Genomic DNA, 10,903 nt, shown 5'->3' with positions numbered 1-10,903 from the left:
CTTGCTCCCACAGTGCATTCCAATGGCAGATCTTTATTGTCGCTGGGTGCTTGATATTCCGAACAGCCGAAGCCTATTTTGTACGGGTTGCCGTTCGCGGCTCGCACATAACAAGGATTGCGTCATGACGACCGATGGCCAGTGTTCACTCGCGCAGCGATTGACGGGCATTGATGAGATTGAATGTGTCACGCCGGATTTGAATGGCGTGCCCAGGGGCAAGGTGATGAGCGCCGAAGGCTTCCTCGAGGGCCGGCGGTTGCAACTGGCGCGAGGTGTGCTGCTGCAATGCATCATGGGCGGCTATCCGCCATCGCGCTTTTATGGCAGCGATGACGGCGACCTGGCGCTGGTGCCCGATCCACAGCAGATTCATCGCTTGCCATGGAGCCATCCGCCCCGTGCCTTGGCGATTTGCGATGCCGACGAGCTCAGCGGCGAAAGCTCGCCACTTTCGACGCGCGGCCAGCTCAAGGCTGTCGTCGCGCGATACGCGGCCCTCGGACTGGCGCCGGTGGTGGCGACGGAGCTGGAGTTCTTTGTGTTTGCGCCCAATGCGGACCCTACGCAGCCGTTCCGGCCGCCGGTGGGCCTGGATGGGCGTCGCGAAGACGGCCAGTCGGCGTTCAGTATCAGTTCCAATAACGGCTTGCGACCGTTCTTCAATGAAGTCTACGAATGCATGGCGACGCTGGGGTTGCCGCGCGACACCTTCATGCACGAAATGGGCGTGAGCCAATTCGAAATCAATCTGCTCCATGGCGATCCTGTGCTGCTGGCCGACCAGACGTTCCTGTTCAAGCACTTGCTCAAGGAAGTGGCGCTCAAGCATGGCCTGATTGTGGTTTGCATGGCCAAGCCGCTGGCGCAAACGCCGGGCAGCTCGATGCATATCCACCAGAGTGTTGTCGAGTTGGGCAGCGGACGGAATGTGTTCAGCGACGAGGCCGGCGAACCGACGGCAGCGTTCCGGCACTTCATTGGCGGGCAGCAGGCCGGCATGGCGGATTTCACCGCGCTGTTCGCGCCCAACGTGAATTCCTACCAGCGCCTGTGTCATCCGTTCGCATCGCCAAACAATGCGTGCTGGTCCCATGACAATCGCTCGGCCGGGTTGCGCATTCCCGCCAGTTCACCAGTGGCCCGGCGTGTCGAGAACCGCTTGCCAGGGGCCGATGCCAACCCTTACCTGGCGATTGCCGCGAGCCTGGCGGCGGGGCTTTATGGCATCGAAAATCACTTGGAACCGGGCGCCGCGATCCAGGGCGAGTTCGAGGTGCCGGATAATCTGTCGCTGCCATGTACCTTGCACGCTGCCCTCGAGCGTCTCAAGCGTAGCCATTTGGCGAAGGAACTGTTCGGGGCCGAGTTCATCGAAGGTTACATTGCGTCGAAGACCCTGGAACTGACCAGTTTCTTCGACGAGATCACGCCCTGGGAACGGCGTGTACTGGCGGCCCAGGCATAACGAACCCGTTGCATAGGGGCTATCTTCAAGATGGCCCTCACTTACCTCAAGGAGCCGCTCGGAACGCCGATGCGCCAAATCTGGAAACCTTTTCGAGCGCTTTATTTCGCCTCGCTGATGATGCTCATCGGCTCGGGCCTCTTGAGTACTTACCTGGCGTTGCGCCTGGCTGCCGATCATGTCGACAGTCTGTGGGTCGGTGCGCTGATGGCCGCCAACTATTTCGGCCTGGTGCTGGGCGGCAAGATCGGCCATCGGCTGATTGCCCGTGTCGGGCATATCCGTGCTTATTCAGCTTGTGCCGGGATTGTCGGCGCGGCGGTGCTGGGCCATGGCCTGGTGGACTGGCTGCCGGCCTGGATCGTGCTGCGGATGATCGTCGGCCTGGGCATGATGTGCCAATACATGGTCATTGAAAGCTGGCTCAACGAGCAGGCTGATGCCAAGCAGCGCGGGGTGGTATTCAGCGGCTACATGATCGCCTCGTACCTGGGGCTGGTGCTGGGCCAGTTGATCCTGGTCATGCACCCGGCCCTTGGGCTGGAGCTGCTGATGCTGGTGGCGTTGTGTTTTGCCCTGTGCCTGGTGCCCGTGGCGTTGACCCGACGGATTCACCCGGCACCGCTGCATCCGGCGCCGATGGAGCCGCGCTTCTTTATCAAGCGTGTACCGCAATCGTTGACCACCGTGCTGGGCTCCGGGCTGATCGTCGGCTCCTTTTATGGCCTGGCACCGCTGTACGCCTCCCAGCAAGGGCTCACCACCGAACAGGTCGGTCTGTTCATGGGCTGCTGCATTTTTGCCGGGCTGTTGGTCCAGTGGCCGTTGGGCTGGCTATCGGATCGTTATGATCGTGCGTTGCTGATCCGCTGCTTTGCGCTGGCCCTGGCGGTCTGTGCGTTGCCGTTGGCTATCTGGTCGCAGGTGCCGCTGGAAGTATTGTTCGTTGCGGGGTTCTGCTGTTCGCTGGTGCAGTTCTGCCTGTATCCGCTGGCGGTGGCGTTTTCCAACGACCACGTCGAAGGCGATCGCCGGGTGTCGCTGACGGCGATGCTGCTGGTGACCTACGGCGTGGGCGCCAGCATCGGCCCATTGGTTGCCGGGGTGCTGATGAAGCTGTATGGCAGTCAGATGCTCTATGGCTTTTTCGCCCTGTTTGCGTTGGTCCTGGTGTGGCGGATCCGGCCGAAAGCGGTTACCAACCTGCACCAGGTCGACGATGCACCGCTGCACCACGTGGCCATGCCGGACAACATGACCAGCTCGCCGCTCGTGGCGTGCCTCGATCCTCGGGTAGACGAGCAGGTCGTGCAAGACCAGATGCAGGCGTCGCCCAATCCAGACGTCGAGCCAGAGCCGGAACCTGAATTGGAGCCAGTCACCGAAGGTGCGGACGACGAACCGCCATCCTCCGATTTCACCCAGGCCAGGCCTTGAGCCGGGCATAAAAAAACGGGCAATCCTTGCAAGGGATTGCCCGTTTTTTACGCCCGCGAAATCAGAAGTCGTCTTTATCGAACCGACGGGCTTCACGCTGCAACTGATACACGAAGCGTTCGACCTGGCGCTGCACCAGGCCGCTGATGTTGTGGAAGCGTACACCGGCGAACGTGGTATTGATCCGCTCTTCAAAATGCAGGTAACGCAGTTCCACCGGCGCGGTCATGTTGCCGAATGGCAGGGCGGCGATAAAGCGTTCATAAACCTGGCCCAGTTGCAGCCGTTCGGTGATGTCGCCATCGAAGCGCAGCTTGCAGCCGGTGGCGGAGATGTCCAGCAGTTGGCCATTGACCGGTGATTTGAGCTTATCGCCACCCATCTCCACGCTCACCAGTTGCGCCAGTTTCAACGCAGCCCGAAAGGCGTTGCGACGTTGGTGATAGACCACTTCTTCGGGCAGGGCGCCGCGGTAGCAGCGGCCGTCGTTGGAATCATCGATGGTCAGCGGACCATTGCCTTCCCACGCGATACGCACGCCGTCATGGAAACCCTCGACACGAAACGGCTCGCCCGCCAGCAGGAAACGTTCGCCGTCCCGGGGAATCATCTCGTCCAGGGCCATGGTGTTTTTCTCGCGATCAACATCCACCAGGTAGCTCTGGAAGCGCTGGCTGCGCTCGTGGAAAGTAATGATAAGCGGATCATGGCTGTCTTGCAGCATCCGCAGGTTGCCGGAGATTTCCAGGGGCGTGGTAAGGACCTTCGGTGGCTGCGGAGCATCTTCCGCGTTTGAGGCATTGAACACGGTGGGTCAATCTCCAAGCAAAATACGACTACATAGAGCCAGCATTTTGCCAGCATGTTTCGCGCGTTGATAGTGCGCAGTCATCGTTCGCGTCACGCCTGGCTGAGCGGACGGTGCTTGACCAGTTTCGCGGTCGATCCGCGAGCGTCATACAGCGTCGGGATTTCGCCGCCATTGAGGATGCGCAACTGATTGGCGGTGGCGGCCTGTTGCATTTGGATGGATTGGCCGTTTCGAGCGTTGGCGGCCTGGCATTGGCTGAGCAGGTCGTTGAGCACTGCGCTTTGGGACAATAACTGATCGCCAACCGACGATTGGCTGGCCAATTGTTCAAGGCCGTTGTTGTCTGCGGGCAGGTTGAGGCTGGCGAGAATCTCGCTGCGCTTGCGGCCATGCTGGTCGAGCAAAATGATCAATGCCTGTTTCTGCGCCAGAATATTTTCCAGCAGAGGCATGTCCCGCCCGTGGAGTGCCAGGGCTTCGGTCTGCAACAGCTCCAGCAATTGTTGTGCTGGAGCGAAGTCGTCGGTGATCAGTTGCAACAAATTAGTGTCGTGCATGGCTGGCCTTGGGTCTTGAGCGTCCAAAAGCCTGGCGCCGGCGGACGGCCTAGCGCTGGGCTTCGAAGTTGAGCAGCTTGCTGGCTACGCGGTTGCTGTCGACTTGATAGCTGCCATCGGCGATTGCTGCTTTCAACGCGGCCACGCGGGCGTTGTCGACGACAGGTTGATCGCGCAGCTTGTCAGTGACCTTCTGCAACTGCTGAGCCTCATTGCTGAGGTGTACCGATTCCCCATTGCTGACAGTGGCGGCCTGTTCGGCTGGCTTGGATTTGCCGGTTTCGGCGGTTTCCTTGCTGGCGCTGGTACGCGCAGTCCCTGTCACAGGTGAGGAGCTGTTTAAACGATTGAAATCGATGACCATGGTAAAAAACCTCTGGGTATTTGGACGCTTGCCATGTTTTCGGCCATCCCCAAAAAAACTTTAGGCTCATTTTTCAATGAACGAGCGCACGTCTGCGCTTGCCTTTGCGTAAGGCACAGTCTAGGGAACACCGAGGTCAAGCGCCAGCCTGTCTACCCTCCTTACATAGCCACTTCCACCTGGCCAGGCGCCATTACTTGCGCCTTGATGACTCGTTGGGAGTTGAGGTTCTTCACCCGAATCTGTTCGCGCATGCCGCCGTTGGACAGGGCCTCGCCCGGCATCCGCACGGCTAACGTGCCACTGCGGGCGGTGATGACCACCTGGTCGCCCTTGCGAACCACTTCGGCCTGTTCCAGATGTACCTGCGTGATCACTTGGTCAGCGACCATTGGTCGGACAAGTTTCTGACCAATGGCTTCATCAACGGAAGTCAGGAAGCCCTGGCTGATCTGGCTGACGTCGCGTTCACGCAGCACCACGTCCTGGGGTTCGACAATCCCGGCGCGCTTGAGCGGGCGAGTGGTGGTGACAATTTCGCGATACAGGCGCACTTGAGCGGGCACGAACACCGTCCAGGGGGCCGCGCTGTCGCAACGAACCTTCACCGTGACGCGGCCCAGCGGCCTGGCCGGACTCTCCAGCGAGGCAGTCAATTCCTTGTCGCACATTGGCATCCGCAGGCGCGGGTCGAGCTGGTTGACTTCAATCTCGTAGCGACCTTCGGTTTGACTGGTTGCCAGATAGTCTTCTACGGTGAACTCAAGAAAGCCCTGAGTGACGCCGATAAGGAGATCAGGCAAGGTTACTTCAGCAGCACCGACGGCAGGACCGCCAGAAGCGAGCAGGCAGGCAGCCAGCAGTGCACCGAGCCAGTGGCGGCAGTGAGTGGTCAGGCGTCGAGAAAATGTCGTTTGTGCGTTCATGCCGGTTCAATAGCAAGCCCCGTGCCGTTTAGTGATGAATGCGCGACGGACACATTAGCGTGATTAGGAGTCAGGGCATGGCGGGAGTGATGGATTCGGTAAACCAGCGCACACAGCTGGTGGGTCAGAATCGCCTGGAGCTGTTGTTGTTCCGTCTCGATGGCCAACAGTTGTATGGAATTAACGTATTCAAGGTTCGCGAAGTGCTGCAATGCCCTAAGCTGACCCTGATGCCTAAATCCAGTCCCGTCGTGTGCGGTGTGGCGAATATCCGGGGAGCGACGATCCCGATTCTCGACCTGGCGATGGCGACCGGTTCCGGTCGGTTGCTGGATCAGAGCAATCCGTTTGTGATCATCACCGAGTACAACACCAAGACCCAAGGGTTCCTGGTGCGGTCGGTGGAGCGCATCGTCAACATGAACTGGGAAGAGATCCATCCGCCACCCAAGGGGACGGGGCGCGACCACTACCTCACGGCGGTGACGCGGGTCGACAACCAGTTGGTGGAGATCATCGACGTGGAGAAAATCCTCGCCGAAGTCGCGCCAACGCCGGAGACCATTTCCGTCGGAGTGGTGGATGCCGAGACGCAGCACAAGGCGGTTTCCCTGCGGGTGTTGACCGTCGATGATTCGTCGGTGGCACGCAAGCAGGTCACGCGTTGCCTGCAGACGGTCGGCGTCGAGGTGATCGCCCTGAATGACGGACGGCAAGCGCTGGATTACCTGCGCAACCTGGTCGACGAGGGCAAGCGGCCGGAAGAGGAGTTCCTGATGATGATCTCCGACATCGAGATGCCGGAGATGGACGGGTACACGCTGACGTCGGAGATCCGCAGCGACCCGCGCATGCAAAAACTGCACATCATCTTGCATACTTCGCTGTCCGGGGTATTCAACCAGGCGATGGTCAAGAAAGTCGGCGCCGACGACTTCCTGGCCAAGTTTCGGCCCGATGACCTGGCTTCCCGGGTCGTCGAGCGAATCAAGACAGCAGGTTAAAAAGGTCGGGCGCGTTGTGCGCCCGGCAAGTCAATACAGTGAAAAGAGGCGGTATCTTGTCTACGGGTAATTTGGATTTCGAACAGTTCCGGGTCTTCCTGGAAAAAGCCTGTGGCATCTTGCTTGGTGAAAACAAGCAGTACCTGGTGTCGAGCCGTCTCAATAAAATGATGGAACAGCAGGGCATCAAGTCATTGGGCGAGTTGGTCCAGCGTATCCAGAGCCAGCCGCGCAGTGGCCTGCGCGAAATGGTCGTGGATGCCATGACCACCAACGAAACCCTGTGGTTTCGTGACACTTATCCCTTCGAAGTGCTGAAGAACAAAGTATTGCCGGCGGCCATCAAGGCCAGCCCGGGCCAACGCTTGCGGATCTGGTCGGCGGCGTGTTCGTCGGGCCAGGAACCCTATTCGTTGTCGATGTCCATCGATGAGTTCGAGCGGACCAACCTCGGCCAGCTGAAGGCGGGCGTGCAAATTGTCGCCACCGACCTGTCCGGGACCATGCTCAATAACTGCAAGACCGGCGAGTACGACAGCCTGGCCATTGGCCGTGGGTTGTCACCCGATCGCCTGCAGCGTTATTTCGACGCGAAAGGGCCGGGCAAGTGGGTGGTCAAGGCGCCCATCAAGAGCCGAGTGGAATTCCGTTCGTTCAACTTGCTGGACAGCTACGCCAGCCTGGGCAAGTTCGACATCGTGTTCTGCCGCAACGTGCTGATCTACTTCTCCGCGGAAGTGAAGAAGGACATCCTGATGCGTATCCACAGCACCCTGAAGCCGGGCGGTTATCTGTTCCTTGGCGCGTCGGAAGCGTTGAACGGCTTGCCGGATCATTACCAGATGGTCCAGTGCAGCCCGGGGATCATCTACCAGGCGAAGTGATTGGCTTGGGTTATAAAAAACGGGAGCCCCACGGGGCTCCCGTTTTTTTGCCCGCTGATTTTTCATTCACTCCCCCGTCCCCTGTGGGAGCGAGCTTGCTCGCGATGGCGGTATTGCAGACGACATCAATCTTGACTGACACACCGCCATCGCGAGCAAGCTCGCTCCCACATTTGATCCCCATTGCCTGGGCGAAAGCGGCAGAAAAGCGGCAGCCGGCGGAAACCGATTGCCGCTTTTCTGGCATTGCCGCTTTGCCGATCCCCGCAAAGCCCCGGTTTACGGGGTTTTTCAAAGTGGCACGGCGCTTGCTAAAGCTCTCGTACGTACATTCTGGTCACCCAAAGGTTTCCGACATGAGCATCAGCTTCGATAAAGCGCTCGGTATCCACGAACAGGCCCTGAGCTTCCGCGCCCAGCGTGCCGAAGTCCTGGCCAACAACATCGCCAACGCCGACACCCCGAACTACAAGGCGCGCGACCTGGACTTCTCCAAGGTCCTCGCCGAACAGAACGAAAAAGCCAAGAACGGCCACTTCGCCTTGAACATGACCAACAGCCGTCATATCGAAGCCGAAGGCGTGGGCAGTGGCGATGAGTCGCTGATGTATCGCACGCCGATGCAACCGTCGATCGACCAGAACACCGTGGACGCTCAACTGGAACAGTCCAACTACGCGGAAAACTCCGTGAACTTCCAGGCCAGCTTCACCCTGCTCAACAGTAAATTCAAAGGGCTGGTATCGGCCCTGCGTGGAGAGTAAGCCATGTCGATCGCGAGCGTTTTCAACATCGCCGGCAGTGCCATGAGTGCCCAGACCACTCGCCTGAACACCGTCGCCAGTAACATCGCCAACGCCGAGACTGTCTCGTCGAGCATCGACCAGACCTACCGCGCCCGTCATCCGGTGTTCGCCACCATGTTCCAGGGCGGCCAATCCACCGGCGGCGACTCGCTGTTCCAGGAGCAGGACGCGGCCGGGCAGGGCGTGCAGGTGCTCGGCGTGGTCGAAGACCAGAGCAACCTCGAGGCCCGTTACGAGCCCAATCACCCGGCGGCCGACGCCAAGGGCTACGTCTACTACCCGAACGTCAATGTCGTTGAAGAAATGGCCGACATGATTTCCGCCAGTCGTTCTTTCCAGACCAACGCCGAAATGATGAACACCGCCAAAACCATGATGCAGAAGGTCCTGACCCTCGGTCAGTGATAAGGGGCGAGTCACATGAGCGTCACCAACACCACCGGCGGTTTGAGCCTCAACGAGATCCTCGCCAACTCTTCGGTCAAGACCAATACCACGACCGATGGCCTGGGCGCGGCAACCAGTGCGGCGACCGGCAAGAAAGAGCTGGGCAAGGATGCGTTCCTGCAGTTGCTCGTGACCCAGCTGAAAAACCAGAACCCGCTGGAGCCCCAGGACAACGGTGAATTCGTTGCCCAGCTGGCGCAGTTCAGCAGCCTGGAAGGCATCACCACGCTCAACCAGACCGTGAGTGGCATCGCCGGCAACTACAACTCGTCCCAGGCGTTGCAGGCTTCGTCCCTGGTCGGTCGCTCGGTCATCGCTCCGGGTGACAAGGCCGTGGTCGACACCTCCAAGAGCCTAAACGGCACGGTGGTGGTTCCGTCGGCGGTGTCGTCCCTCACGGTCAAGGTCATGGACAAGGACGGTAAGACCGTCCGCACCATCGACCTGGGCAGCCAGAAGGCCGGCAACTCCGCCTTCATCTGGGACGGCAAGAACGATGCGGGCGCCACGGTTGAAGCGGGCACCTACACCTTCGCGGCCTCGACCACCATCGACGGCCAGGCCACGTCGCTGATCACCAACCTGCCGGCCACGGTCAGCAGCGTGACGATCAGCCAGACGGGCGGTGAGCTGATGCTCAACCTGGCAGGGCTGGGCAGCATTGCCCTGTCCAAAGTACAAACTATTGGTATGTAGAGCCGACTAACCGGCAAAAGGAGTCAACATGTCTTTCAACATCGGCCTTAGCGGTCTCTATGCAGCCAACAAACAACTGGACGTGACCGGCAACAACATCGCCAACGTGGCGACCACCGGTTTCAAATCGTCCCGCGCGGAATTCGAAGACGTCTACTCGGCCACCAAGCTGGGTTCGGGCAGCAAGACCGTCGGCAACGGCGTGCGCCTGGCCAACGTTTCCCAACAGTTCGGCCAGGGTGACGTGAACAACACCGGCAACGTGCTGGACATGGGTATCCAGGGCCAGGGCTTCTTTGTCCTGGATAACGACGGTTCGTTGAGCTACACCCGTGCCGGTACCTTCAAGACCGACAAGGAAGGCTACGTCACCAACAGCGATGGCACTGCACGCCTGCAGGGCTACGGCGTGGACGCCAACGGCAAGATCCTCAACGGGATCCTGACCGACCTGCGCATCGACACCTCGAACCTGCCGCCGCAAGCCACCAGCCTGGTTTCGTCGACCATCAACCTGAACTCGACGGCGACGCCGATCACTGCCGCGTTCAACCCGGCCGATACCGCTACTTTCACCAAGCAGTTCACCACGCCGATCTACGACACCCAGGGTAACCAGCACTCGATGGACCAGTACATGGTCAAGACTGCCGGTAACACCTGGAACGTCTATACGTTGATCGATGGTCGCAACCTGAACGGCACCTTGCCGACCACGACCGGTGCGAACGCGCCGATTCCTTCGACCATGAGCTTCGATTCCAGCGGCAAGCTGACTCAGGTCAGCACGCCACCGGTGCCGCCTGCCACCGCGCCGACGATCAACAGCGATCTGGTATTGACCGGCTGGGTTCCTGGCACCGTGACCAACGGAACCTGGACCGCTAACGGCGCCGCCAGCGCGCCGACCATCACGATTTCCATGGGCAACACCACCCAGTTCAACGCCGACACCGCGCGGTCGATCCCGACCCAGAACGGTTACGCCACTGGCCAGATCACCAACCTGACCATCGATGGCAGCGGCGTGATGCTCGCCAACTTCAGCAACAACCAGACCAAGCCGATCGGTCAGATCGCCCTGGCGAGCTTCACCAACGAACAAGGCCTGCAGCCGGTAGGCGGCACGAGCTGGAAGGAAACCTTCGCCTCGGGCATCCCGGGCTACGACGCGCCACAAACCGGCACCCTGGGTTCGATCGTCTCCAACTCCCTGGAAGAGTCCAACGTCAACCTGACCAACGAACTGGTCGAGCTGATCAAGGCGCAAAGCAACTACCAGGCGAACGCCAAGACTATCTCCACCCAGAGCACCATCATGCAGACCATCATTCAGATGACCTGATATCGATGGTTGCTTGAACGCTGCACAAGGAGCCCCTCGAAAGAGGGGCTTTTTCATGAGCTTCAGTTTTGTATTGCCTGGACCGGCCTCATCGCGAGCAAGCTCGCTCCCACAGGAGTTCGCATTCCAATGTGGGAGCGAGCTTGCTCGCGATGGGG

General features: G+C 59.8%; 12 protein-coding genes. 8 read left to right on the top strand and 4 right to left on the bottom strand.

The window, feature by feature from the left end:
* The first annotated feature begins 226 nt into the window (after positions 1-226).
* Both Q7C33_RS00520 and Q7C33_RS00515 read left to right on the top strand, forming a co-directional pair.
* Positions 227-1,468, top strand: a complete 1,242-nt coding sequence (locus Q7C33_RS00520; protein WP_407682846.1) for a glutamine synthetase family protein — start codon at positions 227-229, stop codon at positions 1,466-1,468.
* Positions 1,469-1,537: 69 nt separating this feature from the next.
* Entirely contained in the window at positions 1,538-2,905 is a 1,368-nt protein-coding gene (locus Q7C33_RS00515; protein ID WP_198798088.1) for an MFS transporter, read from the top strand.
* Between the two features lie 61 nt (positions 2,906-2,966).
* Here the strand turns inward: Q7C33_RS00515 and Q7C33_RS00510 are convergent, their stop codons facing one another.
* The 4 genes from Q7C33_RS00510 to flgA form a co-directional block, all read right to left on the bottom strand.
* Positions 2,967-3,713: a flagellar brake protein gene (locus Q7C33_RS00510; RefSeq protein ID WP_030142440.1), complete on the bottom strand. Its 747-nt coding sequence runs from the start codon at positions 3,711-3,713 to the stop codon at positions 2,967-2,969.
* A gap of 92 nt (positions 3,714-3,805) precedes the next feature.
* The gene (locus tag Q7C33_RS00505; protein ID WP_181288537.1) at positions 3,806-4,273 is read right to left on the bottom strand and encodes a flagella synthesis protein FlgN; all 468 of its coding nucleotides are present in this window, start codon (positions 4,271-4,273) and stop codon (positions 3,806-3,808) included.
* 49 nt (positions 4,274-4,322) lie between these two features.
* Positions 4,323-4,637, bottom strand: coding sequence for a flagellar biosynthesis anti-sigma factor FlgM (gene flgM, locus Q7C33_RS00500; RefSeq protein ID WP_030142438.1), 315 nt, complete (start codon positions 4,635-4,637; stop codon positions 4,323-4,325).
* A gap of 161 nt (positions 4,638-4,798) precedes the next feature.
* Positions 4,799-5,563, bottom strand: coding sequence for a flagellar basal body P-ring formation chaperone FlgA (gene flgA / locus Q7C33_RS00495; RefSeq protein WP_030142437.1), 765 nt, complete (start codon positions 5,561-5,563; stop codon positions 4,799-4,801).
* Between the two features lie 77 nt (positions 5,564-5,640).
* Here flgA and Q7C33_RS00490 point away from each other — a divergent pair, with 77 nt between their 5' ends.
* The 6 genes from Q7C33_RS00490 to flgE all read left to right on the top strand — a co-directional run bounded on the left by Q7C33_RS00490 (position 5,641) and on the right by flgE (position 10,745).
* Complete coding sequence (locus Q7C33_RS00490; protein WP_030142436.1) at positions 5,641-6,567, top strand: chemotaxis protein CheV; 927 nt, start codon at positions 5,641-5,643, stop codon at positions 6,565-6,567.
* A gap of 56 nt (positions 6,568-6,623) precedes the next feature.
* Positions 6,624-7,451 carry a protein-glutamate O-methyltransferase CheR gene (gene cheR / locus Q7C33_RS00485; protein ID WP_030142435.1) on the top strand — a complete coding sequence of 276 codons (828 nt, stop codon included), beginning with the start codon at positions 6,624-6,626 and terminating at the stop codon, positions 7,449-7,451.
* Between the two features lie 356 nt (positions 7,452-7,807).
* Positions 7,808-8,215 carry a flagellar basal body rod protein FlgB gene (gene flgB / locus Q7C33_RS00480; protein WP_181288532.1) on the top strand — a complete coding sequence of 136 codons (408 nt, stop codon included), beginning with the start codon at positions 7,808-7,810 and terminating at the stop codon, positions 8,213-8,215.
* 3 nt (positions 8,216-8,218) lie between these two features.
* Complete coding sequence (flgC, locus tag Q7C33_RS00475) at positions 8,219-8,662, top strand: flagellar basal body rod protein FlgC (RefSeq protein ID WP_030142433.1); 444 nt, start codon at positions 8,219-8,221, stop codon at positions 8,660-8,662.
* Between the two features lie 15 nt (positions 8,663-8,677).
* Positions 8,678-9,400, top strand: coding sequence for a flagellar hook assembly protein FlgD (gene flgD / locus Q7C33_RS00470; RefSeq protein WP_407682666.1), 723 nt, complete (start codon positions 8,678-8,680; stop codon positions 9,398-9,400).
* 28 nt (positions 9,401-9,428) lie between these two features.
* Positions 9,429-10,745, top strand: coding sequence for a flagellar hook protein FlgE (flgE, locus tag Q7C33_RS00465; protein WP_198798086.1), 1,317 nt, complete (start codon positions 9,429-9,431; stop codon positions 10,743-10,745).
* Positions 10,746-10,903 lie beyond the last annotated feature (158 nt).

The sequence above is a fragment of the Pseudomonas sp. BP11-1-1 genome, assembly GCF_052112105.1.
Lineage (GTDB): Bacteria > Pseudomonadota > Gammaproteobacteria > Pseudomonadales > Pseudomonadaceae > Aquipseudomonas > Aquipseudomonas alvandae.
Note: the sequence above shows the minus strand (reverse complement) of the source record. Positions and strands in the feature narration are given on the sequence as shown.

What these genes read in the sequence shown, in the direction of transcription:
- Q7C33_RS00505 (WP_181288537.1), bottom strand. Translation starts at nt 4,273, where the DNA reads ATGCACGACACTAATTTGTTGCAACTGATCACCGACGACTTCGCTCCA.
- flgB (WP_181288532.1), top strand. Translation starts at nt 7,808, where the DNA reads ATGAGCATCAGCTTCGATAAAGCGCTCGGTATCCACGAACAGGCCCTG.
- flgE (WP_198798086.1), top strand. Translation starts at nt 9,429, where the DNA reads ATGTCTTTCAACATCGGCCTTAGCGGTCTCTATGCAGCCAACAAACAA.
- Q7C33_RS00490 (WP_030142436.1), top strand. Translation starts at nt 5,641, where the DNA reads ATGGCGGGAGTGATGGATTCGGTAAACCAGCGCACACAGCTGGTGGGT.
- flgM (WP_030142438.1), bottom strand. Translation starts at nt 4,637, where the DNA reads ATGGTCATCGATTTCAATCGTTTAAACAGCTCCTCACCTGTGACAGGG.
- Q7C33_RS00515 (WP_198798088.1), top strand. Translation starts at nt 1,538, where the DNA reads ATGCGCCAAATCTGGAAACCTTTTCGAGCGCTTTATTTCGCCTCGCTG.
- flgD (WP_407682666.1), top strand. Translation starts at nt 8,678, where the DNA reads ATGAGCGTCACCAACACCACCGGCGGTTTGAGCCTCAACGAGATCCTC.
- Q7C33_RS00520 (WP_407682846.1), top strand. Translation starts at nt 227, where the DNA reads ATGAGCGCCGAAGGCTTCCTCGAGGGCCGGCGGTTGCAACTGGCGCGA.
- flgA (WP_030142437.1), bottom strand. Translation starts at nt 5,563, where the DNA reads ATGAACGCACAAACGACATTTTCTCGACGCCTGACCACTCACTGCCGC.
- flgC (WP_030142433.1), top strand. Translation starts at nt 8,219, where the DNA reads ATGTCGATCGCGAGCGTTTTCAACATCGCCGGCAGTGCCATGAGTGCC.